Consider the following 21,975-nt stretch of genomic DNA (forward strand, 5'->3'; position numbering starts at 1 on the left):
TCCCCACGACGTTCACCCGGCGGATCCCTGTCCAGTTGTTCGCCTTCTGGTAGGTCAGATCCGTCTGCCCTCGCGATCTTTCACAGAAGGAGCTCTCGCAATGCGACATCATGGTCGGGCCGCCCTGGTCTTATCCGTGGCCTGCGCAGTCGGCGTCGCCGGCTGCTCGGCCGGCTCGAATGGGAGTAGTGCCGGGACGGTCACCGTGAACCCGGCGCTCAGCAAGCTCGGCCCGGACCACGGGTGGAGCCAGACGAACGTCACCGTTGATCCGAACAGTCTGGCGTGCAGCGCGCCAGCGTCGAACCCGAACCGTGGTGTCACCGCGACGTCGGTCAAGATCGGGATGCTCGCGACGGCGACCAGCCCGGGAGGTGTCGCCTTCGGGGACTTTCCCACCGGCGCGAAGGTCCGCATCGACGCGGCGAACGCCGCGGGCGGTGTCAACGGCCGGACGATCGACCTTCTCGGTACCCGCGATGACGCAGGAGACGCCGGCCGGGACGGCGCCCAGGCCAAGGCCCTTGTCGAGAAGGACCAGCCCTTCGCCGCGTTCGTCCAGACAATCGACGGCAACTACATCGACGCGTTCTGCTCTGCGGAGATGCCGTTCTTCGGCTGGGGCGGCAACTCGGGCTTCTGCGGCAACGCCATCGGCTTCGGGATCACCGGATGCGCGACCCCGAAGACCGGCGACCCACGCGCCTACGACACGGGCGGCGCGCTGACCATGGCCAACGCGCTGCCCGCGGGCACCGCCAGGACGGCGGCGCTGATCGGTCTCGACAACGATTCGGCCCGGCAGGGCATCATCACCGTCGGCCAGGGCATGCAGGCAGGCGGCTTCAAGATCGTCTACGAGGAGTCGCCCATCCCGATCTCCGGGCTGAAGGACGCCACCTCGATCGTCAACGACATCATGCGGGCCGACTCGGGCAAGCCCCCGGCCGTCGTCTTCTTCGTCGCCCAGTTCGGTGACGCGGTGAAGCTCTCCGGTTCTCTGAAAGCAGCCGGCTACAAGGGCATGATCGTCTCACCGCTCTACGACCCCCGGGTCTCGACCGTGCCCGAGCTCGAAGGCACCTACGCCCTGCTGGGGTGGCAGGGCGGCTTCGCCACCGACGTTCCGGCCGTCGCGCAGATGGTCGCGGACTTCAGGAAGTACTCTCCCGGCACCGCCCTGAGCCTCACGGCGACAGCTGGCTACTGGGCTGCGGACATGCTGGTCAAGGCCCTCCAGAAGACCGGCGAGAACCTCACCGTCGACAGCTTCCTGAAGACCCTCAACACCAGCTACACCAACTACGTCCCTGGCACGGTCCCGGAGACCCGCTGGCCCCTCAACCACGTCGCACCCTCGCCCTGCGGGACACTGGCACATCTCACCAATGGAGCCTGGAGCGCGCCCGGACTGCAGTGCGGAGCCATCGCCAAGGCATCCTGAACGGGGGTCCGGCATCGGGGCGTCGTCCTGCCCGTGGCGATCGCGTAGGTGAGCAAGCGGCCTGTATTCGGCCTCCCAGCGTGAGCAGCTCGGCTTCGGTGCGGGCCGGCAATCCGCTGTGGCCGGTGTCAGGAGTAGGCACAGCACGAGAACAACCTTGCCCTCGGCGTCGAACACCGGGGCGTTGACCGCGAAGGCGCGGTGACGGGCGGCCGGGTCGGCAGCCGCGGGCGCAGTTGCCGAGGGATCCGGTCAAGGCCGGGTCAAGGCGGCATGTCTGCCCTCCAGAACATGTCGGCGTGAGGGAGTAGCCGGGCCTGTCGCGTCCGGCCGCGCGCGATCACGCCCGCGGCGGCTTGCATGCAAGGATCATTGAGTGCATAATGTATCCATTATCTGATCGTGGTGGCGAGGTGGCCGGTGCCGGGGCTACCATCTCCCGCCAGACAACCCATCGGTCTCGACACCCTGACCCGAACCGGACGTGCGCGAGCGGCGGAGGATCTTCGACCTTGTCAGGCTCCTGGTCGCCCGCTCGGGAGACCGGCTACGCCGAGCGCCCCTGGCGGCGGGCGGGCGCATGATGTCCCGGACTTCAGCCGACCCAGTCCTCATCGTCTGCATAATGCGACCATTGATTTGGCGATTGCATCCCTGTAAGACTAGGCGCGCCAGCTTCGGCCCATGTCCGCAGGAAGCTTGCTGAGCTGCCGGTGCCGCCCGAGGAGACGCCTGTGCCAGAAACGACCTGACACCTCGGACCGAGATCACTTTGCCTCGCCTCGCACCAGCGGAGGTGCCCACTGCCTCTCCGAGGGTGCTCTGACTACCGATCCCGCGTGACGCCGATGATCGATCGCAAAGCCGATCTCGCGCACATTTGCCGGCGCCGATGTGCCTACCAGCCCCAGAGTCCCGCAGCCGACGAATTCCGCGCGCTGGCGCCGCCGATTCACCGAGCGACGCCTACCGGCAGTGCAAGGACCCCTTCGTGATATCTGGCCGGCATGCGCGGGATTTGCGCCCCGACACAAAGGAGACATCCGATGACTCAGGACGCCAGGTCCGCCAAGATGGTGTTCTTTCGATCCGAGGACGCCACGCCGATCGACGATGACGGCATCATGTCGGCTCCCACAATCGACGAGGCCGTGCATGAGCAGCTCGATCTCACCCCCATCGTGCACGGCCAGCGCGTCAGGGTTCTTTTCAAGGGAGAGGGGCCAGATGGCTTCAGCCTCGTCTACTCGTGGTTCGGCGCAGGCTTCCGGCTACCCCGGCACAGCCACTCCGCGGACTGCCTCTACTACGTCCTCTCCGGCGAGATCCTGATGGGCAGCAGGGTGCTGAAGGCCGGAGACGGGTTCTTCATCAAGGCTGACGCCCCGTACGCGTACACCGCGGGTGACGAGGGTGTTGAGGTACTGGAATTCCGCACGTCAACGAGCTTCGACAACAGAATTCTTGACCAGACCGCTGAACGCTGGAAGCCTGTCATCGCGGCCGCGGTCGCCAACCAGGACCGTTGGCTCGCTGCCACCGCCGGCGCCTGACCGTCGAGCCGCGTCGGGTCGACGCGGCAAACTCCTTTCCGCAGGCTCGGTAGCAGACAGCTTGAGATCGTGGTCCCCAAGTACCTGAATGGATTTCTGAGCCAGTCTGCATCCACCATGGCACGCTTCTGAAGGCCGTAGTGGCGCGGTCCCGGTCAACCGTTGGAAGGAACGCCACGGCCTTGCTCTGCGCCATGCGGCGGCGAAACCCGACTCGCTGGGGGGAGAAGCCACGGTGGTGGCGTTCGTGGCCAGCGCAGTGTTCATCCGCCGCCTCACCGGGGCCGTCTGGCACATTCCGGCGCGGACGGCTCGGCCCCTGGCGACCTGCATGTCCTGGAACTCGTGCGCTGGGGTCAGGCGCCCTCCGGATCGCGGTGCATCCCAGTGCCTGAGTTCGACACCTCGGTATCAACTGCTTCTGGAGGTTTCTGGCGTGTTCACCCTGCGCTTCGACATGCGGGCTCCGGAGACCGGCGCCCCTGCCACCGAGTTATACGCCGCCGCCCTGGAGATGGCCTCCTGGGCGGAGTCCCGTGGCTGCCTGTCGGCACTCCTCTGTGAGCACCACATGGCCAGTGACGGCTACCTGCCTGCTCCCCTGACACTGGCCAGCGCGATGGCCGCCCGCACCAGCACACTGACGATCATGATCGCGATCGTCATCCTCCCGTTGCACGACCCGGTCCAGCTCGCCGAGGAGCTGGCGGTCCTCGACATCATCAGCAAGGGCCGTGTCATGCACGTCATGGCCATCGGGTACCGCCCTGCCGAATACGAGATGTACGGCGTCGACTACCACCGCCGCGGCAGGATCGCCGATGAGAAGATCGAGGTGCTTCTGCGGGCCAAGACCGGCGAGGCCTTCGAGTACCAGGGCCGCCGGATCCAGGTCACTCCCGCGCCGGTGACGCCAGGCGGGCCGATGGTTTCCTGGGGCGGCGGCAGCATCGCCGCGGCCCGGCGGGCCGGCCGCAACGGCATCGGGTTCTTCGCGCAGAAAGGCGACCCCGAGCTTCGGGTCGCCTACGAGGAGGCCGCCCGCGCCGCCGGTCACGAGCCCGGCATGTGCGTTCTGACGCCGGACGACGCCACGACGACGATGTTCGTCGCAGAGGACGTCGACGCCGCCTGGGAGGAGCTCGGCCCATACCTCATGCACGACGTGCGCAGCTACGCCGCGTGGAACGAGGGCAACACCGGCACCGCCAGCCTGTCGTTCGTCGAGACGGCCGAGGAACTCCGCAGGGAGAACCGCAGCCACCGGATCCTGTCGGTGCCCGAGGCCATCGAGCATGTCCGGGCCGGCGCGCCGCTCGGGCTGCACCCGCTCATCGGAGGCCTTCCACCGGAGATCGCGTGGCGGTACCTGAAGGTCGTCGACGAGCAGGTCATGCCCGCCCTCGCCCGGTGAGGCGATTCGACCAGTAGGGCGAAACATCCCAGAACAACCCTCCGATGAAAGGAAAGATGTTGCCGTTACGAGTCGTTCAGTGGACCACGGGCATCGTCGGCCGCAGCGCGGTGCGCACGGTCCTGGCCCACCCGGACCTCGAGCTCGTCGGGTGCTTCTCCTGGAGCGCGGACAAGGCCGGTAAGGACGTCGGTGAGCTGTGCGGTATCGACCCGGTCGGGGTGGTGGCCACCGACAGCGTCGAGGAGATCCTCGGCCTACGGCCGGACGTCGTGCTCTACATGCCGCTGCACTGGCGGGTCGACGAGATGGTCCGGCTGCTGGAGGCCGGTATCAACGTCGTCTCGACCGCGAACTTCATCACCGGCCGTTCCTACGGCGACGAGGCCATGCGTCGCCTCGACGACGCCGCGAAACGCGGCGGGGTGTCGCTGTACGGCACCGGCATCAACCCCGGCTACGCCAACGCCCTCGGCCTGATGGCCACCGCGGTGTGCCGCCGGGTGGACCGGGTGTCCGTCCTGGAGTCCGTCGACTGCACTGCTTACGCCTCGCCGCAGACCTGGCTGGAGACCGGTTTCGCCGTCCCGCCCGACACGCCCGGCCTCGCCGAGCTCGCGAAGAACCGGCAGCTTGTCTTCGTCGACGCTGTCGAGATGATGGCCGAGGCGCTGCGCGTCGAGCTGGACGAGATCGTCTACACACCCGAGTTCGGGGTCGCTACCGAGGACCTCGACCTCGGCTACATGAAGATCTCCAAGGGCCACGTGTGCGGGCTGAAGGGCCTGTGGTCCGGGCGGGCCGGCGGACGGTCGGTCATCGAGCTCGGCCTCGTCTGGCGGCTCGGCCATGCCATGGAGCCGGACTGGCCCACCGAGGAGGGCTACGTGATCGAGGTCGACGGTGAGCCGTCGGTCCGCTCCAGGTTCACGGTCCGCTACGACACCGCCGGCGTCGACTTCGGCATGCCCACCGCCAACCCCGCCGTCAATGCCATCCCCCACGTTGTCGCCGCGGCACCTGGCCTGGTGACCGTCGACGAACTATCGATGATCACCGCCGCCGGCCTCGTCGCGACGGGGACCTGAGCCGCACCGCGTCGCGTGCCCGAACCACCGTCTGGCCCAATCACAACGCGTTCGTCCACACGAGGAGAGGTGGAGGTCCGGTGAGCTCGACACAGGAAGATCACACGCTGATGAGTCTGGCGGAACTGCAGGCCCGAGAGGACATCAGAAGGCTCGTTTCACTCTACGGGCAACTGTTAGATGATCTTCGCTTCGAGGAGTGGGGGCACCTCTTCGCCGAGGATGCGATCTGGCGGATTCCGTCGGTCACCTTCGAGGGCAGGGCGGCCATCGTCGAGGGCGTCGGGGCGATGGAGCCGACCGAGCCCGGGCGGGCCAGGCATCTCAGTCTCGATCCCGTGATCGATTTCGAGTCGGCGACGCGGGCACGAGTGTGGACCGACCAGATCGCGCTTCAATGTCCGGAGGAGAACTGGGTCGTCGCGGCCGCCGGGCGTTACTACGACGTCGTCGAGTTCGACGGGACCGCCTGGCGGTTCGTCAGCCGGGAGGCCGACGTGCGATGGCCACCAGGAAGTGCGGGACTGACGGGCCTCGTTCCGGTTCCCGCTCGCTGAGTCCCCTCCGTGGGTGTGGTGTGCACGCTGTCAGACCCGCGCACTGTGCGGGTCTGACAGCGTGCTCGGCCACGGCCGTCGGCGCGCGGCGCTCGACGGCGCTCGACGGGGGAGGACGTCAGCCCGGTCGGGGGTCGCGGTGCGCGTGGAAGACGCGCAGCGCATGCGCGCCAGCGGGGGTCCGCCGAGACTCGTCGATCATCGCGCGCAGTGGCGGCGGGGTGTCCCGCAGCGGCGGTATCGCGCCGCCGAACTCGTCCGGCCAGACCACTGGCGCGGCTGCCACCGCGAAGGCCAGGTCCGACAGCGTGAAGCGGTCGCCGGACAGGTACGGCCGGCCGTCGGCGAGCCGCTCGCCGACCGCCCCGAGCACCGTCCCGATGGTCGCGGCGGCCGCCCGCTCCCTGGTCGCCGTCAGCCGGAGCAGCCCGCGCAGCAGGCCGGCGAAGAGCGGGTAGCCCACCCGGACGGCGGCGCGTTCGCCCGCCGACGTGCCGTCGCCGAGGGCGTGCACCATCACCGGCCGCAGAGGCAGCAGGTGGTAGTAGGCGAAGACCGTGGTCGCGCTGGCGAGGGTGCGGTGGAAGAGCCTCCAGTCGGCCGCCAGGTCGGCCGGGTCGGCGTCGTCCGGCCGCAGCCGGCGTTCCGGCACGGTTCGCGCCTCCAGGTGGTCGACCATCTCGGCGACCGTGGCGAGCTCGGCGCCGTCGTCCGACAGCAGCGGGAAGCGCACCGTATGGCCGCGCCGCAGTGTGACGAGCGAGGAGAAGACGAGCGTGTGCCGCTCTTCCCGGTGCGGGAGGCCGTAGTAGGCGAGCAGGAACCGGCTGAACTCGCTGTCCAGGCTTGGTGGGAACGTGACCAGCGTCGCCTCGGTCACGACCGGCCCGCCCGCCGGATCCGCAGGCTGGCCGGGTACGGCCCATCCCAGCGCAGGTCGCCGGCGCGGACGAGGTCGCCGCCCTCCAGCAGCGCCATGGCGAGCGCCGGTAGCTGCACCCGGTTGATCTGCAGGCCGAAGCAGGTGTGCAGCCCGTGCCCGAAGTGCAGGTAGTCGCCCCACGCCCGGCCCGGTCGGAAGCGCCCGGCGTCGGGCACCACCGAGCCGTCGAACATCGCCGATCGGGTGGCGACGAGCACCCGTGTGCCCGCCCGGACGACCGTCTCCCGGCCGGTCCCGGCCGCGAGCACCCGGTCGGCCGCGCAGACCCGCAGCAGCGCCCACGTCTGCGGGCGGAAGCGCAGCGCCTCGAAGACGTACGAGGCGACCAGCTGCTGGTCGCCCGCGCGGGCCGCCCGCTGCGCGGCGGCGAGTTCTTCGGGCCGCCGCAGCAGCTCCTCCACCACCATCGCGAACGCCTTCGACACCGTCGGGATCCAGCCGGTGATGAGGCCGATGAGGTTGTGCCGGATGGCGAGGTCGTGCAGGCCGCCGTCCTGCTCCTTCGCCTGCAGCAGCCGGGTGAGGACGTCGTCCGGCACCGGGGCGTCGGTCGCGAGCCGCGCCTTCCTCGCCGCGATCAGCCCGTCGATGTGCGGCCGCATCTCGGCGGCGTCGGCGAGCGCCCGCGCGCGGATGGCGGCGTCGTTCGACGCGTTCAGGAAGATGTGCTCGAACAGGTCGCGTGCCCACCGCAGCTGGGTGGCGGTGTCCGGGCCGGGCGCGCCCAGGTAGCTCGCGACGATCCCGTCGAGTACCGGGTCGGCGAGGTCGCGGACGACGTCGAGCTCACCGGCGCCGGCGGCGGCGACCCGGGTGCGGGCGGCCGCGAGCACCTCGTGGCCGATGGCGGGCACGTCGTCCCGGCGCATCACGGCCCGCAGTGCCGCGTGGTCGTACCGGTAGAGCGCGGTGTCGTCCAACCCGAGGATGAACGGGCCGGTGATCTCGGCCATCTTCGGCGTGTAGTGCGCGACCGTGAAGTGCTCGTGGTCGCCGAGCACCTCACGCACGTCGTCGGACCTGGTGACGACCGTGAACGGTCCGGCGGACAGGATCGGGCGGAACCGCCGCAGCAGGGCGAACACCCAGCCGGAACGGTCCCCGAGCAGGTCGCCGAGCCCGCGGCGGCGAGGGGAGACGGCGCCCATGTCAGCCCGCCGTCCCGGCCGCCACGGCACCGAGCCCCGTGATGCCGGGCACGAAGAGGTACTGGCCGCCGCGGGTCGTCACGAACGTCGGCTGCGGGCCGAGGAAGAACGGCGGCTGGCCCGGCACGGTCATCTTCCCGCTGCCGTCCGCCGGCCCGCGGATCAGGAAGTCCTTGTCATGGCCGAGCCCGAAGACGTTCCCGTCCTCCAGCCACTGCACCTGCACACTCTCGAACTGCCGGGAGATGCTCGCGACGTAGCAGACGAAGATCAGGCCGCGTTCCTGGCCGTCCGGCCCGGTCGCCTCCGGTGGGAGGGGCGGCCCGTACGGCACCCCGCGGCGCAGCATCCGGTGCCGGAAGCTCAGCAGCTCACCGAACCCGATCGAGTCCCGCGGGTTGCAGCGGCGGATGTGGGCGCCGAGCGGGCAGCGTCGGCCGTCCGCGTCCACGTCGTGGTAGAGGAAGTCGTTGGCACCCGGATCGTTGCCGCGGAAGTCGGCCGCCGGGCCTTCGGGGGAGAGCACGATCGGCGTGCCGTTGCGCCAACGCCCGACGATCTTGGCGGCGAGCTTCTCCTCGTCGCCGCCGGGAAAGGCCGCCGCGGACGTGCGCAGCATCTTCCGGAAGAGCGCGACATCCTGCTCCAGCTTGCGCCACACGCCGTAGGTACTGTTGCGCCCGAGCGGGCCGGCGGGGGCGCTCGGGAGATCCTGACCGTCGCCGTCCCGGCCGGACTCGTCGGGATATCCGAGAACGAACTCGCCGAGGGCGAGGCCGCGCCAGCCGTCCTTGTCCCGCACGCCGCCGCCGGGTGCCTTATCGTCGGTGACGCCCTCCACCGCGGGCTGGGCGAAGCCGTCCGCGAAACCGAAGTGCTCGCGCACTCCGGGCAGCAGGCTCGCGTGTTCCTCGCGCACCAGGGAAAGGCCCTCGTACCGGCCGAGATCGGCCCGCAGGTCGGCGAGCCGGCCGGTCAGGTCGCCCTCGCTCAGCGCGTTGACGATGAGGATCACATGCGCCCTGTCGTGGGTGTCCCAGTGCTCGGGCGCGGACGTGCCGACGTCGCCGAGCTGGGCCGCACGCGCCGCCATCCCGGCGCGGAACTCGTCCGAGAACGTCGCGAGCAGCTCGGCGGAAAGGCCGAGGGCGCGCAGCCCGTCATAGGTGAGGGCGACATTCAGTGTGGTCGCGGGCTTGCCCTCGGTCCACGGCCGGGCGCTGGTGACGTCGTCCACAAGACGGCCGAGCCACCGCTGCCCGGCCCGCCTCTCATCCACGTTCACGAAGAGGTAGGTCGTGCGCGAGTAGTCGTTCCCGTAGGCACGCAGGATCCCGCCCTGGATGTCGGCGAGATCGGGCACCGGCGGCGTCCGCCGGATCCGGGGGGTGGCGATCGTCATGGCCGGAACTCCTTCAGGAAGGCCGCGCGGATCGCTGCCGGGCCGGCGAGCTGGGTGTCGACGAGCAGGCGGACGAGGCGGTCGTGCACGTCCAGCGCCGCCGTCACCGCCTGCACCGTCGCGCGCGGGTAGGCGGCGAAGAACAGCCCGGTGCCGATGGCGTTGTGCCGCAGGTAGCGCGCGAGCCCCGCACCGGTGGCCGGCCGCGGGCAGCCGACACACCGGCCCCAGATCTCGGGCGCCTCGGCGGTCAGCGTGTCCGCGACGGCGGCGAGGTAGTCGTCCGCGGACCCGTCGACGTTGCTGGTGAACAGCAGGTGAGGAGAGCCGAGCGGGTCGGGAGCGGGCTGCTTCGGGTCTGTCACGAAGTCGGGGACGATCACCCAGCGGGCGAAGTGTGTGCCCGGCACCCGCGCCAGCGGGCTCCCGCCAGGAGCGTTGCTCAGCCCCGTCAGGTAGCTCTCCAGCGCGTCCCGCTCGCCCGGCACGATCGGCGTGAGGACGGTGACCGGGCTCGCCTGCGCCGGCCGCGCCCTCACAGCAGGTCCTGGGCGTCGGTGAGGAACGCCGACCAGGCGCCCTCGAACTCCGCCGGCGACAGCCGCCCGGCCCGCTCGGCGAAGTCGGCGACCGCGGGCGCCAACGCCAGGGCTTTCTGCACCATTGTCGCCGTCGCCTCCGGATAGGCCGAGTAGTAGTGGGCGGCTTCGAGCTCGTTGCGGTGGATGTAGTCCTTGAACGGGCCGGTCGGGAGCGCACCGGGGAAGCCGTACGAACTGGCCCAGAAGAGGCTCATGCCGCGTGTCAGCACATAGGAGAAGGCGTCGATGTACTCCTCCCACCCGTCATTGAAGTTGCTCTCGAAGAACAGGTGCGGGTAGCGGAGCCGGGTCCGCGGCGCGGTGTCGCCGTTCGCGGGCAGCTCGCGGATCAGCGTCCACCTGGCGAAGTGGATGAACGACAGCTTCCGCAGATCTCGGGTCAGCGGCGGGATCAGCCGCAGGGTGGCGAAAAGAATAGGAAGCCAAAGCTTTCCCCACCATTTCACCGTGCTGAAGACGGTGATGGCGATGGCCTGCCCGTCGATGTTGCCGGCGCCGGTGCCGGTGGCGGTCCCGACGGCTGTTCCAGGCTCGGAGACGGTCACCTCGGGTACCCTTTTCTGTCGGCGGAATCGCAAGACGAGAAGGTACGCGGTACGGTCCTTGAATGCCACTTGGATGTCGGGTGCTGGACAGTTCGACGGGCTGGATGCCGGATTTCGCCAGACCTTTCGAAAAAAACGATTCCGAGTTAGGTGGGAACGAATGAACCGTATACGGGTCGAACAGCTCGCACTCGGCGGATCGGCATTTTTCGCCGTCGCGTCGAGCGTCATCGGATTCCGCTGGGTGGCGTCGCCCTACTTCCGCGGCTACGCCTCCGCCGCCGCGGTCTGCTACCTGCTGAGCCGGCTCGCCGCCGCGCAGGCGGAGCGGCAGGGGGAGCCGTCGGGGAAGCGGCGGTGAGCGCGGCCGCCGGCGTCTGGGCCCACGCGCAGCTCCGCCTCGTCCAGCCCGGCTGGCCGGGCGGGAAGGGGGCGCGCTGGGTGGCCACGACCGCGGCTGGCGAGCAGTTCCGCTGCGTGGACCTCATCCACGGTCTGGACCGGCTCGGCGCGGACGGCTGGGAGCTGGTCGCATTCGCGCCGGAGCAGGGCGACCGGGCCACCAGCTTCATCTTCAGGAGGCGTTGCGACGCCGCGACCGCACGCCCGACCTGACCGGCCGGCGCACGACCCACGGGGAGTTCCAGGGTTCGGTCACCGGTGTTGAGCCGGCCCTCTTCGAGATCCATGCTGTGCGGGTCCCGCGCGTATCAGCGCAGCCGTCCGTTCGCGCGCAGCGTCTGCACGGTTCTCAGGGGCACCGGGCCGCTCTCAGGGACACCGGGCCGCGCCGAGCCCAGACTCCAGACCGGGCAGCGGACCTTCAGATCGCGCCGGCGTTGTGTACCAGAATCGCGATCTGGACTCGGTTCGCCGCGCCGAGCCTGGTCAGCAGCCGCGACACGTGCGCCTTCACGGTCGCTTCGCTCATGTACAGCTTGGCGGCGATCTCCGCGTTCGACAGCCCGTAGGCGACCTCGGCGGCCACCTCGCGCTCCCGCTCGCTCAGGCCTTCGAGCTGGCGCATCGCATCGGCTCGGCGGGTGTCGACCGGGTTGCCCGCGAACCGCTCGATCAGCATGCGGGTCACGGCCGGCGACAGCATCGCCGCGCCGTTCGCGACGGTGCGCACCGCCTGCAGGATCTCGGTCGGTGGGCTGTCCTTGAGGAGAAAACCGCTGGCACCGGCACGCAGCGCTCCGAACACGTAGTCGTCGAGGTGGAAGGTGGTAAGGACGATGACCTGCGGCGGCCGGGCCAGTGCGCGCACCCGCTCGGTCGCGGCGATTCCGTCCACGCCCGGCATCCGCACGTCCATCAGGACGACGTCCGGATGGTGGGCGTTCGCGGCTGCGACAACTTCGCCACCGTCCGCCGCCTCGCCCACCACGACGAGGTCGGCGGCGGTAGCGAGGATCATGCGCAGCGCGGCGCGAACCAGCGGGTCGTCATCCACCAGCAGGACCCGGACGGGCCCGCGGGCTTCGGGAGGTGCCGAGCCGGCGACGAGGTTGGGCTCGGGCGGCGCGCCGCTCACCGAGGCCACCGCAGCCGCGCGTCAACGACGAAGGTTCCCTCGGCGGTGGGGCCGCAGGTGAGCGTCCCGCCGGACAGCGACACGCGTTCCGCCAGACCGGTCAGACCCGCTCCGGCGCCGGGCAGAGCTGGGGTGACCGTGGGGTCGACGGCCTCCGTTGCCGACGCCGACGTCGAAGACGCCGGACTCGTGCCCGGCCCGGACGCGGACAGCCTGGACGGGGACAGCCCGGACGCGGACAGCCCGGACGCGGACGGCTCGGACGGGGCCAACGCCGAGGGTGACGGCGCCGTGAAAGCCAGCGGAGTCCGGAGCGCTGGCGCGGGCAGCTCGTTGCTGACCAGCACGCGCAGGCCCTCGCCCGGCCGCCCGACGAGGCTGACGGTCGCCACCACCCGGGGAGCGTGTTTGCCGACGTTGGTCAGCGCCTCCTGCACGATGCGGTAGGCGTCTCGTCCGAGCGAACCAGGCGCCGTGTCTGGTGACTTCACGTCGATCGACGTCTCGACTCGCAAACCGGCGTGTCGTGCCTCGGCAACCAGGCGCGACACGTCCGCGAGGGTCGGCTGCGGAACGCGCGGCGCGGTCTCCGGCCCGCCGCGGTTATCGGACCGCAGCACCCCGATGACCTCTCTGAGCTCCTCAAGCGCCTGGCGGGCGGCGCCGCGAATCACCCCGGCCGTCGCCCCGACCTGCTCGGACGGCAGGTCGCTGCTGATCTCGAGGGCACCGGCATGCAGCGCGACCATGGTTATCCGGTGGGCGAGGACGTCGTGCATCTCCCGCGCGATCCGAGCGCGCTCGGCGCTTCGGGCCTGCTCGGCACGCAGGCGCTGAGTGGCCTCGGCCCGTTCGGCGCGCTCGCGCAGCGACAGTACGAGCTGGCGACGGGCACGGACCAGCATCCCCCAGGCCGCGACCACCGAAAGGATCAGGGTGGTGAAGAAGAGGTCGACCCACACGGGGGAGTCGGCGGACGGCCGGTAGAGGCCGTAGCCGACACTGGCGCACAGGTGCAGCGTGATGACGCCCGCGAGCACCTTCGCCCGGCGGTGGACCGCGACGGTGAACACCGCGACCACCGACGCCATCACAGCGGACGCGGAGACCACGACGACCAGCCCGATGGCGACGGTGATCCCCACCGGCCATCGTCGGCGCAGCCAGAGCGCACAGCACGACAGGCCGCCCAAAGCCAGGTCGACGACCAGCTCAAGTGTTGTCGCCGACTCCTCTTCGGACTGCAGCGCCGAGTACACGAAAAGCCCACCGAGCCCGGCAGCGAGCACGAACACCAGGACGTCGACCAGCCAGTCGCGACCCGAGCGGTGCACCGTCCGCCGGCGTGACCAGCGGCCTGACCGCACGGCCGCCCGGCCGGGCAGCAGCGACGCGGGAACCAGCGCCGGAAAGTCGACATCGTCGACCGAGTCCGCGACCACGTCTTCCGCGCCTGCTGCTGACCGCTCCGCCATCGGCCAAGCGTAGGAGGTTCCCGCACCACGCTGACAGCCAACTAAGGGCGAAGGGTGGCTACGACTATCGTCGGCGGCACCGCGCCGATCGTCTATTCGACGGTCCCAACCCATGTTCTGGCAGGTCACGGCGCCATTCCCGGCGCGCCGGGAATGCGCTGGCAGGCAGTTCGACCTCGGCCCGCGGGTTTTCGGTGACCTCGTTCCGGGTCAGAGGGACCGTAGGAACCAGCGAAAGCGCTGCCGCGGATGTCCTTTCGTCGCCGAACCGTAGCGGTTCGGCCGATGTGGCGAGGGCCGCCTCACCACCAACATCGGGTCATGATCTCAGTCCAGTCACTGTCCAAGCGTTACGGCAGCCAGACCGCCGTCGCGGACGTGTCATTCAGTTGCGAGCCGGGCACCATAACCGGCTTCCTCGGCCCGAACGGTGCGGGGAAGTCGACGACAGTACGCATGATCACGGGCCTGACGCGCCCCGACTCCGGTTACGCCACTGTCGCCGGCCTTCCGTTCACCCAGCTGCGGAACCCCGCCCGCAGGGTCGGCACGCTGCTCGACGCGGCAGCCGTCCACCCCGGCCGCACCGGACGTGCCACGCTGCGCCTGACCGCCGACCTCATCGGCATGCCTCCCTCCCGCGCCGACGACCTGCTCGAGGATGTCGGTCTGCCGCGCGGCGCCGCCGACCGTCGGGTCGGGACCTACTCACTCGGCATGCGCCAGCGCCTCGGGATCGCCCAGGCCATGATCGGCGAACCCGAGGTGCTGATCCTGGACGAACCGGCGAACGGGCTCGACCCGGAGGGCATCGCGTGGATGCGGACCCTGCTGCGGTCGTTCGCGGCCGACGGCGGAACGGTGCTGCTTTCCAGCCATCTGCTCGGCGAGGTCCAGGCGACGGTCGACCGCCTGGTCGTCGTCGGGGGTGGGCGGGTCGTGGCCGCCGGCTCGCTCGACGAGCTGCTCTCCTCGGCGGGGCTCGTGCTGCGAGCCACCGACCCGCGGGCGCTCGCGCGGGTCCTGTTCGAAGCCGGCCTGCCGCACGTCGTCCACGAGGACGGCAGCACCGTCGTCGACACGAGTGCCCCGGCGGCGAGCGGCGTTGATGCCGAGTCGATCGCCCGGCTCGCCGCGTCCCACGGGCTCGTCCTGCTTGAGCTGCGCCAGGCTGACCGGACCGGCATCGAGGACCTGTTCTTCTCCGTGACCCGTGCCGGAGGCGCGCCCGCCGGCGCGGGCCGCCCGGCCGGCGACATGCCGGCGTCGCCGGCGGAGGTGACCCGATGACCAGCGTGACTGTCACCGGCGGCCGGTCAAGGCAGGCCACACCACCCAGCCCGGCAGATGGCATTCCGTTCGCTCGCCTGCTGCGCGTCGAGTGGGCCAAGACCGTCAACACCCGCTCCGGGCGCTGGCTGATCGCCGCCTCCGCGCTGCTCGCGGTCGCGGTGACGACCATTCCGCTCGGCTTCCCCGACGACATCGACCAGACCCAGGCGAGCTACCTGTCCTTCCCGGCGCTCGCGACGGCGCTGCTGCTGCCGGTGACGTCCGTCCTCGCGCTGACCACCGAGTGGACGCAGCGGACGGTGCTGGTCACCTACACCCTCGAACCGAGGCGCGGCCGAGTGCTGCGGGCGAAGATCGCTGCGGGGCTCCTGCTCGGCCTGCTCGCCGGGCTGTTCGCGCTGCTGGTCGGCTTCGCGTCGATCGCACTGGCCGAGGGCATCGGCCGCGACGTCGCGAACCCCGACGGGACCGGGCCGCTGCTCGGCCTCTTTCCGTTCGTGCTGCTGAACATGCTTTCGGGGATGGCCTTCGGCGCGGTGCTGCACAACACGGCGGCGGCGATCGTCCTGCTCTATGTTCTGCCGACGGTCTGGAACATCATCGCGGTCGGTGCGCTGGCCGAGATCGGCGAGTGGCTCGACCCGACGCAGAGCATGGCCTGGCTGCTCGACGGAACGCTCGGCGACAACGGAGCCAAATTCGTGACGTCGATGCTGATCTGGATCGCGCTGCCGCTCGGTCTCGGCCTGCTGCGCACCGCCCGGCGCGAGGTGTCCTGAACCAGGCCGTTGGACGTCCCCCACCGATCTCCAGAGCGTGTCCACCGCCACGCCTGTCTGGCTCTCCGGACGGGCGTGGCGGGCGTGGTGGCGGGTCTTGGTGAAAGCAGGCCTCGGTGAAAGCAGGTACTGGACGCGGTCCGCGCCCAGTACCTGGGATACACGGTGGCGCGGGCTGGCTACCGCCGGCTGACGGCGTCAGCGGGCGGCGGGCGGTGGGTCGTCGCGGAGCAGAGGGTGGGCGGTGTAGGCCAGCGGGATGTCGGCGATCGGCTCGTCGGGGGTCGCGTCGGGGCGGCGGTGCGCGACGGCGCGGACGTAGCCGAGGTGGCGGCCCTGATCGGCGGTGAGTGCGTCGATCTCCACCGTGTTGTCGGGGTTGATGGTGTGGTGCCAGTCGAGCCAGCGCAGCCAGCCGTCCGGCATGGTGTCGGCGACGGTGACGTGAGCGACGCCGCTGCGTTCCCAGTGGCGTCGCCACCAGGCCGCGGAGTGCAGGCAGGCCATGCTCGGCTCCCACCAGGCGCGCAGATGGCCCGGTACCGGACCGTCGAACTCGTCGACGAGCCCGGCACCGGCGATACCGATCACGCCGCCCGGCCGGACGAACCGGGAAAGGTAGTTCAGGTACAAATCGTCCGTGCCGTAGTAGACGAACGAGTCGATGCTGACCACGGCGTCGAAGAAGTCAGTGGCGAACGGCAGTGAACGGGCGTCGGCGCGCAGTGGGAACACGGCGTCCTCGACACCGGCGTCACGGATGCGGGCCAGGCGTTCGTCCGGGCCGAACCACAGGTCGGTGGCCCAGACCTGCACCCCGAACTCCCGGGCCAGGAAGACGGACGACGCCCCACGGCCGCAGCCGAGGTCGAGAACCCGCAGACCGGGCCGCAGGTCGAGGGCCTCAGTGAGCCATTCGGTCAGCCACAGCGAGTTCGCGCCGCCGCTGACCGCGCCGGCAATCCAGTCCGGGTGATAGCGGGAGCTGCGGGGGAACCGCGCCGAGCGCAGCCGTTCGCCGGCCGTTCCCTCACTCCGGTCGCCTGTCCCACCGGGGCCGCGTGTCCCACCGGCGTTTCCTGCCTCGTCCTCGTCGGCCATCTCGGCTGTGTTCGTCCTTTCGTGGCTGGGGTTGCCTGGGGGATTCTGCCTGCGCGGTTCTGGTCTGTCATCCTCCTTTTCCGCCGGGTTGATCGGTCGTGTCGACGGCCGCCCGCGACGGCCGCGGCGGGCAACCGCGGCGTCCGGCGGCCTGCCGGTGCCCGCGGCGGGCCGTGCGGGTCAGGCGCCGATCGACGATCTGCGGGCCCGGTGGGTGGCCAGGGCAGACCGGAGCAGGTAGCGCGGCGTCGGCGGGATCCAGCCGAGCTGGGCGGCGGTGCCCAGGTCGTCGCGGTTCGCCCAGTGCTCGATGACCTTGCCGTCGCGCAGGCGCAGCCAGTGGGTCTGGGTGGTGGCGAAGGTCCGTCCGGTCGGCGGGAAGACCCGCTCGATCCGCGCGTTGGCGTCGTAGGCGACGAACGGTCCGGCGTGGCGGCCGCTCATGGTGCAGTGCACCACCACGAGGTCGCCCCGCTCCACCGTGTCGTGGATCTGCCAGTGCAGGTCGGCGTAGGCCGCACGCAGCCACAGGGCGGTCGCGTGGAAGGCCCGCGGGCCCTGGCCGCGGGCGTCCGGCGGCTCGTCCACACTCTCCCGGTTGGTGGCGAGCGGGTGCACGACCTCGGTGAAGTCGTCGAAGTCGCCGCCAGCCATGATCTCGATCGAGCGGAGCGCGAGTGCCGTCCCGGAGGAGACTGCGGTGTCCATGGGTCACCTCGTATCTGGGTACCTGAGAGGGAATGTGCTGGCTGGGTTGGTGCCGCGAGCGGGGCGTCCCGTCGGGTCGGTACTCGGGTCGGTCCGAGGGGACGCCCCGCTGGCGGTTGTCAGCAGGTGACGGTGAGATGGAAGGGCAGGACGGCCTTGGACTGGTCGGGGTTGCGCATCGCCACGAACACGCCGTTGGCCTTCCCGGCCCGCTGCGACACGGTGATGAACCCGGGTGGCGGCACGTCGTTCGCCCGTCCGCCGATGGACGCCGTGTAGGCGCAGCCGCGGATGTCGCGGTCGAAGAGCACCTCGACGTTCTGCGCGGCGGTGAGCCCGGAGGTGACACCGGCACTGCTCCGGACGACAGCGCCGCCCGAGTCGATCACCGCGAAACGGTGCGCATCGATCGGCAGCGCGTCCGCGGTCGGCGCGCTCACGGCGGCCCGCGACGGGTCCGCGACGTTGTCCGCCGCGCCGTCGGCGGCGGCGGCGAGCGCGGTTCCGCCGAGCGCGCCGGTGACGGCCAGGGCGGACGCGGCGATGACGAGACGGGAACGGGTAACCAGGGAACGAGACATCTTGGTCGACCTCTTTCTCAAAAGCGCCACACCGTGTTCTCCCGGAATCTTCTGGAGGTTCCGGATGTGGCGGCTGATTGCGTCGACGTCAGATAACCAGTTCGGCGGGCGGCTCGAAAATACGCACTTGTGCGTAGCGGGAGGCCGGGGGAGGGGCGGGCGGAAGAAAGCAGAAAAATCTCTCCGGTGCTGTCGGCGGCACGACTGGAAAGCATTATGTCGGCTGCCGGACAATCATGGCACACGAAAAAGGAGCGCGCGCGATGCTGGCCGCGGGGAACCCGCCTCGGCCTTCGGTTCGGGGTCGGCCGAGGCGAGGAGCGGGCATGCCGGCGGAAGCCACCAGGAAAGACCTGTTGGAGTTGCTCGACATGGTTCGTCTGCTGCACGGAAGCGAGGCCGGAGCGGAGCTGCCGAGCCCGGTGCTGTCCCGGATGGCCGACATGATCGGCTGCGACTCGGCGTCCTACTGTCGGGTCGATCACCGCACCCGGCAGCTGGTGGCGACGGTCGTCGAGCCGGCGAACACCGACCTCAGCGAGTCGCCCGACTTCGCCGCGGTGCTCGGGCAGCATCCGGCGTTCGTCGCCCACCGGCAGCGGCGGCTGCGAACGGCCAGCTCGGTGGCCCTCACCGACCTCGCCGACCTGCGGTCCCTGCGCAACCTGCCGATCTACACCGATTTCTACCGCCCTCGCGAGACCCACGACCAGCTGCTGAACATCGTCGCTGTCGGACGTCACCAGGGCACCCTGCTGGTGTTCAACCGGTCCCGGCGGGGCTTCTCCGGGCGGGCCCGGGAGCTGCTCGACCTGGCCTCGCCGCTGGTCTGCCAGGCCGTCGCGCAACGCGAGCGGCTCTCCCGCCTGACCGTCGCACTGCGCGACGCCCGGCACCACGCGGCGGTGGCCGACCGGGCCGCCGACCGACTCGCGGCGCTGACGCCCCGGGAGCGCGAGGTGGTGGACCAGCTCGCCGAGGGGATCGGTGACCGCGAGATCGCCCGTGTGCTGGGCATCAGCCCGCGCACCGTCCACAAGCACCTGGAGCAGATCTACCGCAAGCTCGGCCTGCAGAGCCGGGCCGCCGTTGTCGCGGTGGTGCGTGGGACGATCTCGGCGCCCCCCGCGGCCGCCCGGTCGTCTGCCACTCCTGCCGCTCCTGCCGCTTCTGCGGCCTCCGCCGTTTCGGCCTCCACCGCTTCGGTCTCCGCGGCTCCCTGAGCGACGTCGGGTTCCCGGGGCGGGCCAGCCGTCGCGGCTCAGCGGCACTTCGAGCGTCAGGTCGAGCTGGTGCCCGCCCGACCCGCGGGAAGGGCTACGGCGCGGTCGCCCAGCGCACGGGGCCGCTGGCGAGCCTGCCGTCGAGCTGGCGGTCGCCGGTCCCGTCCGGGTTCATCATCCGCATGGTGCCGTTCGCGCCGAAGAACCTGGCGGCACCGTCGTCCTGGACGTAGACGAGGGAGCCCTGCGGTGACCAGCTCGGATGCCAGGAGCCGGGCCCGGCCGCCTGCCGCAGCCCGGAACCATCCGCGTTCACCAGGTAGATGCCGCCGCCGGTGGACACCCCGAACGCGACCGTGCCGCCGTCCGGCGACCACGCCGGCTCCACGGCACCCGCGCCCGGCACCGGTGAGCCGGCCAGCCTCCGCAGGTTGCCGTCGCCCACCGACAGGACGTAGATCGACTGGTCGTCGCCGCGGCGCAGCACGATCTGGTTCGACGTCGACCAGGCCAGCTCGTAGGCGTCGGACACGGTGGCCAGCCGGCGGCGGTTGCCACTGCCGTCCGCGTTCACCGCGTACACGCCGCCGATGTTGCGGGCGTAGGCGATGGTGGCGCCGTCCGGGGAGAAGGCCGGGCTGTCGGACGAACCGTCCGGCTCGTCGCTGACCTGCCGGGAGTCGGTGCCGTCGGTACGTACGCTGGTGATCTCGCCGTCGGCGTTGGTGTAGGCGACCCGGCTCGCGTCCGGTGACAGCACGGGGTTGTCCCCGAGACCCAGCAGCCGCTCGTTGCCGGTCGGGTCCACGACGACGATCGGGCTGACGTTGGTGGAGCTGTCGGCCGCGTACCGCTTGAACACCCGCCAGCCCGCCGCCTCGGGCAGCGACCCGTCGCCCACCGACAGTGTGACGGTGCCGCCGGGTGACACCTCGTGGCCGGCGGCGGGCTCGGTGCCCAGCACCAGTCCCCGCCTGGTCGTACCGCTCTCCTGCGTCGTCGTCCGCACCTCCAGCCCGCGGCGGCGCAGCTCGTCGGTGATCTCGACGGCGACCCGGCCCCGGTAGTCGGCGAGCGTCACCGGCCCACCGGCCGGCGTGGCGGTGGACGCCCCCGACGGGGTGGCGGTCAGCGTGCCGCCGTCCCCGCCGCCGGCGCCGGGATCGTCCTCGCCGCTGCCCGGACGAAGCGGGCCGAGCAGCAGCGACGTCGTCACGACGGCGGCGAGCAGCACCAGCGAGCCGAGCGCGGTCAGCAGCACCGCCACCGGACGGTGCGTCCCCCGCGCCGGCCCTGCGGTCGGTGCGGGCGACGGCCCCGACGGATTCCAGGTTCCGGGCGGACGACCGGGCGTCTCCGCGGGGCCCGACCAGGCCCCGGGCGGGAGATCGGACGTCCTCGCGGGGTCCCGGTCCTCGGGTGGGGGACTGGACGTCCCCGAGGGCTCCGATGGTCCGGCGGGAGTCTGCGGGGTGCGGCCGGGCGGGGGCTGGGACAGCGGGGGGACGCTCGGTGGAGCCGGTGTTCTCGGAGCGGGTGCGGCCGGGACCAGGGTCGCCGCGCCCAGCGGCGACATCCCCCGACCGGGCCCCGGATCGGGCCGCGGATCGGACGGGGAGACCCCCTCGGCGAGACGCAGCAGCAGCGCCCCGGCGGTGGGCCGGGCAGCGGGATCCTTGCTCATCGCCCGGCGGACCAGCGCCAGCATCGCGGAGTCCATCCCGCTGAAGTCGGGCTCGTCGTGCACCACCCGGTACAGGACCACCGGGGTGGCGGCCTCGCCGTACGGCATTCGGCCTGTCGCCGCGTAGAGGACCACGCCTCCCCAGGCGTAGATGTCGGCGGCGGGGGTCAGCGGATGCCCCAGGGCCTGTTCGGGGGACATGAACGCCGGGGTACCCACGATGCCGCCCTCGCGGGTGTGCATCGTGGTGGTCTCCAACGCCCGGGCGATCCCGAAGTCGATGACCCGGGCGCCGGAGGGGGACAGCAGGATGTTGCCGGGCTTGAGGTCCCGGTGGATCAGGTTCGCGCTGTGGATCGCGGTCAGCGCGCTCGCGACCGCGACCGCGAGCCGTTCCAGCTCCGCCGGCGGCAACGGTCCGTGCTCACGCACGTGCGCTGACAGGCTCGGGCCGTCGATGAACTCGGTGACCAGGTACGGCTCGGAGCCCTCGGTGTTGACGTCGAGCACCTCGGCGGTGCAGAACCGTGCCACCCGCCGCGCAGCCTGCGCCTCGCGCAGGAACCGGGCCCGGAACGCCGGCTCCTGGGCGAACTCGCGCCGGATCGCCTTCACCGCCACCGGCCGGCCGTCCTCGGTGTGGCCCAGATAGACGGTGCCCATTCCACCGGTGCCCAGCCGCCCGGTGAGCGGGTAACGGCCGATCCGCTCCGGGTCGGTGGCTTCCAGCGGCGTCACGTGGGACGGGACGTCCGCCATCAGCGCTTCGCACCTCCACCAGCCGCTGCTCCGCCACCCGGATCTGACTCGAATGTGACGGTCAGGATGCTGCTCCCAGTATGCCTCCCGGCCTTTCCCCGCCCGGTGGGAAGCACTGGGCCGGTCGACAGACCCAACC

At 70.9% G+C, this 21,975-nt stretch carries 21 protein-coding genes; 10 read left to right on the forward strand and 11 right to left on the reverse strand.

Going from position 1 to position 21,975, the window contains the following annotated elements:
- Positions 1-100 precede the first annotated feature (100 nt).
- The 5 genes from AWX74_RS29325 (at position 101) to AWX74_RS29345 (ending at position 6,056) form a co-directional block, all read left to right on the forward strand.
- Positions 101-1,444, forward strand: a complete 1,344-nt coding sequence (locus AWX74_RS29325; RefSeq protein ID WP_091283454.1) for an ABC transporter substrate-binding protein — start codon at positions 101-103, stop codon at positions 1,442-1,444.
- A gap of 1,046 nt (positions 1,445-2,490) precedes the next feature.
- A complete protein-coding gene (locus AWX74_RS29330; protein ID WP_091283455.1) occupies positions 2,491-2,997 on the forward strand; it encodes a cupin domain-containing protein in 507 nt (168 codons plus the stop codon).
- A 436-nt stretch (positions 2,998-3,433) separates the two neighbouring features.
- Entirely contained in the window at positions 3,434-4,411 is a 978-nt protein-coding gene (locus AWX74_RS29335; protein ID WP_091283456.1) for an LLM class flavin-dependent oxidoreductase, read from the forward strand.
- A 56-nt stretch (positions 4,412-4,467) separates the two neighbouring features.
- The gene (locus AWX74_RS29340) at positions 4,468-5,499 is read left to right on the forward strand and encodes an NAD(P)H-dependent amine dehydrogenase family protein (RefSeq protein WP_091283457.1); all 1,032 of its coding nucleotides are present in this window, start codon (positions 4,468-4,470) and stop codon (positions 5,497-5,499) included.
- Between the two features lie 80 nt (positions 5,500-5,579).
- Complete coding sequence (locus tag AWX74_RS29345) at positions 5,580-6,056, forward strand: nuclear transport factor 2 family protein (protein ID WP_131799563.1); 477 nt, start codon at positions 5,580-5,582, stop codon at positions 6,054-6,056.
- 118 nt (positions 6,057-6,174) lie between these two features.
- Here AWX74_RS29345 and AWX74_RS29350 read toward each other — a convergent pair whose 3' ends face one another.
- The 5 genes from AWX74_RS29350 to AWX74_RS29370 are packed head-to-tail and all read right to left on the reverse strand — an operon-like array spanning position 6,175 to position 10,696.
- The gene (locus AWX74_RS29350; protein WP_091283462.1) at positions 6,175-6,936 is read right to left on the reverse strand and encodes a hypothetical protein; all 762 of its coding nucleotides are present in this window, start codon (positions 6,934-6,936) and stop codon (positions 6,175-6,177) included.
- Entirely contained in the window at positions 6,933-8,147 is a 1,215-nt protein-coding gene (locus AWX74_RS29355; RefSeq protein WP_091283465.1) for a cytochrome P450, read from the reverse strand. Before AWX74_RS29355 ends, AWX74_RS29350 begins: the two co-directional genes overlap by 4 nt.
- A gap of 1 nt (position 8,148) precedes the next feature.
- On the reverse strand, positions 8,149-9,549 hold the full coding sequence (locus AWX74_RS29360; RefSeq protein ID WP_091283467.1) for a Dyp-type peroxidase: 1,401 nt from the start codon (positions 9,547-9,549) through the stop codon (positions 8,149-8,151).
- Entirely contained in the window at positions 9,546-10,088 is a 543-nt protein-coding gene (locus AWX74_RS29365) for a hypothetical protein (protein ID WP_091283468.1), read from the reverse strand. Before AWX74_RS29365 ends, AWX74_RS29360 begins: the two co-directional genes overlap by 4 nt.
- Positions 10,085-10,696 (reverse strand): hypothetical protein, encoded by a 612-nt coding sequence (locus AWX74_RS29370; RefSeq protein WP_091283470.1) that lies wholly within the window; start codon positions 10,694-10,696, stop codon positions 10,085-10,087. Before AWX74_RS29370 ends, AWX74_RS29365 begins: the two co-directional genes overlap by 4 nt.
- Before the next feature lie 160 nt (positions 10,697-10,856).
- Between AWX74_RS29370 and AWX74_RS29375 the strand changes: the two genes are divergently transcribed.
- Both AWX74_RS29375 and AWX74_RS29380 read left to right on the forward strand, forming a co-directional pair.
- Positions 10,857-11,057 (forward strand): hypothetical protein, encoded by a 201-nt coding sequence (locus AWX74_RS29375; RefSeq protein ID WP_091283472.1) that lies wholly within the window; start codon positions 10,857-10,859, stop codon positions 11,055-11,057.
- The gene (locus AWX74_RS29380; protein WP_091283474.1) at positions 11,054-11,311 is read left to right on the forward strand and encodes a hypothetical protein; all 258 of its coding nucleotides are present in this window, start codon (positions 11,054-11,056) and stop codon (positions 11,309-11,311) included. Before AWX74_RS29375 ends, AWX74_RS29380 begins: the two co-directional genes overlap by 4 nt.
- 208 nt (positions 11,312-11,519) lie before the next feature.
- Here AWX74_RS29380 and AWX74_RS29385 read toward each other — a convergent pair whose 3' ends face one another.
- Both AWX74_RS29385 and AWX74_RS29390 read right to left on the reverse strand, forming a co-directional pair.
- The gene (locus tag AWX74_RS29385; protein WP_242666469.1) at positions 11,520-12,233 is read right to left on the reverse strand and encodes a response regulator; all 714 of its coding nucleotides are present in this window, start codon (positions 12,231-12,233) and stop codon (positions 11,520-11,522) included.
- Positions 12,230-13,675: a sensor histidine kinase gene (locus AWX74_RS29390; protein ID WP_165615820.1), complete on the reverse strand. Its 1,446-nt coding sequence runs from the start codon at positions 13,673-13,675 to the stop codon at positions 12,230-12,232. The genes AWX74_RS29385 and AWX74_RS29390 overlap by 4 nt, the downstream gene beginning before the upstream one ends.
- 354 nt (positions 13,676-14,029) lie before the next feature.
- Here AWX74_RS29390 and AWX74_RS29395 point away from each other — a divergent pair, with 354 nt between their 5' ends.
- Together AWX74_RS29395 and AWX74_RS29400 are read left to right on the forward strand one after the other, a co-directional pair.
- On the forward strand, positions 14,030-14,998 hold the full coding sequence (locus AWX74_RS29395; RefSeq protein ID WP_091283478.1) for an ATP-binding cassette domain-containing protein: 969 nt from the start codon (positions 14,030-14,032) through the stop codon (positions 14,996-14,998).
- The gene (locus AWX74_RS29400) at positions 14,995-15,780 is read left to right on the forward strand and encodes an ABC transporter permease subunit (RefSeq protein WP_091283480.1); all 786 of its coding nucleotides are present in this window, start codon (positions 14,995-14,997) and stop codon (positions 15,778-15,780) included. The genes AWX74_RS29395 and AWX74_RS29400 overlap by 4 nt, the downstream gene beginning before the upstream one ends.
- Before the next feature lie 198 nt (positions 15,781-15,978).
- Here the strand turns inward: AWX74_RS29400 and AWX74_RS29405 are convergent, their stop codons facing one another.
- The 3 genes from AWX74_RS29405 to AWX74_RS29415 all read right to left on the reverse strand — a co-directional run bounded on the left by AWX74_RS29405 (position 15,979) and on the right by AWX74_RS29415 (position 18,170).
- Positions 15,979-16,881, reverse strand: a complete 903-nt coding sequence (locus tag AWX74_RS29405; protein ID WP_091283481.1) for an SAM-dependent methyltransferase — start codon at positions 16,879-16,881, stop codon at positions 15,979-15,981.
- Positions 16,882-17,061: 180 nt separating this feature from the next.
- Positions 17,062-17,589, reverse strand: coding sequence for an ester cyclase (locus AWX74_RS29410; RefSeq protein WP_091283483.1), 528 nt, complete (start codon positions 17,587-17,589; stop codon positions 17,062-17,064).
- Positions 17,590-17,708: 119 nt separating this feature from the next.
- A complete protein-coding gene (locus AWX74_RS29415) occupies positions 17,709-18,170 on the reverse strand; it encodes a hypothetical protein (protein WP_091283484.1) in 462 nt (153 codons plus the stop codon).
- A gap of 326 nt (positions 18,171-18,496) precedes the next feature.
- Between AWX74_RS29415 and AWX74_RS29420 the strand changes: the two genes are divergently transcribed.
- Entirely contained in the window at positions 18,497-19,393 is an 897-nt protein-coding gene (locus AWX74_RS29420; RefSeq protein WP_091283485.1) for a helix-turn-helix transcriptional regulator, read from the forward strand.
- 94 nt (positions 19,394-19,487) lie between these two features.
- Here AWX74_RS29420 and AWX74_RS29425 read toward each other — a convergent pair whose 3' ends face one another.
- Positions 19,488-21,836, reverse strand: a complete 2,349-nt coding sequence (locus AWX74_RS29425; protein WP_091283487.1) for a protein kinase domain-containing protein — start codon at positions 21,834-21,836, stop codon at positions 19,488-19,490.
- Positions 21,837-21,975: the final 139 nt, after the last annotated feature.

This window comes from Parafrankia irregularis, assembly GCF_001536285.1.
GTDB lineage: Bacteria > Actinomycetota > Actinomycetes > Frankiales > Frankiaceae > Parafrankia > Parafrankia irregularis.

What these genes read in the sequence shown, in the direction of transcription:
- AWX74_RS29325 (WP_091283454.1), top strand. Translation starts at nt 101, where the DNA reads ATGCGACATCATGGTCGGGCCGCCCTGGTCTTATCCGTGGCCTGCGCA.
- AWX74_RS29410 (WP_091283483.1), bottom strand. Translation starts at nt 17,589, where the DNA reads ATGGACACCGCAGTCTCCTCCGGGACGGCACTCGCGCTCCGCTCGATC.
- AWX74_RS29415 (WP_091283484.1), bottom strand. Translation starts at nt 18,170, where the DNA reads ATGTCTCGTTCCCTGGTTACCCGTTCCCGTCTCGTCATCGCCGCGTCC.
- AWX74_RS29330 (WP_091283455.1), top strand. Translation starts at nt 2,491, where the DNA reads ATGACTCAGGACGCCAGGTCCGCCAAGATGGTGTTCTTTCGATCCGAG.
- AWX74_RS29340 (WP_091283457.1), top strand. Translation starts at nt 4,468, where the DNA reads ATGTTGCCGTTACGAGTCGTTCAGTGGACCACGGGCATCGTCGGCCGC.
- AWX74_RS29375 (WP_091283472.1), top strand. Translation starts at nt 10,857, where the DNA reads ATGAACCGTATACGGGTCGAACAGCTCGCACTCGGCGGATCGGCATTT.
- AWX74_RS29420 (WP_091283485.1), top strand. Translation starts at nt 18,497, where the DNA reads ATGCCGGCGGAAGCCACCAGGAAAGACCTGTTGGAGTTGCTCGACATG.
- AWX74_RS29355 (WP_091283465.1), bottom strand. Translation starts at nt 8,147, where the DNA reads ATGGGCGCCGTCTCCCCTCGCCGCCGCGGGCTCGGCGACCTGCTCGGG.
- AWX74_RS29405 (WP_091283481.1), bottom strand. Translation starts at nt 16,881, where the DNA reads ATGGCCGACGAGGACGAGGCAGGAAACGCCGGTGGGACACGCGGCCCC.
- AWX74_RS29360 (WP_091283467.1), bottom strand. Translation starts at nt 9,549, where the DNA reads ATGACGATCGCCACCCCCCGGATCCGGCGGACGCCGCCGGTGCCCGAT.
- AWX74_RS29395 (WP_091283478.1), top strand. Translation starts at nt 14,030, where the DNA reads ATGATCTCAGTCCAGTCACTGTCCAAGCGTTACGGCAGCCAGACCGCC.
- AWX74_RS29425 (WP_091283487.1), bottom strand. Translation starts at nt 21,836, where the DNA reads ATGGCGGACGTCCCGTCCCACGTGACGCCGCTGGAAGCCACCGACCCG.
- AWX74_RS29400 (WP_091283480.1), top strand. Translation starts at nt 14,995, where the DNA reads ATGACCAGCGTGACTGTCACCGGCGGCCGGTCAAGGCAGGCCACACCA.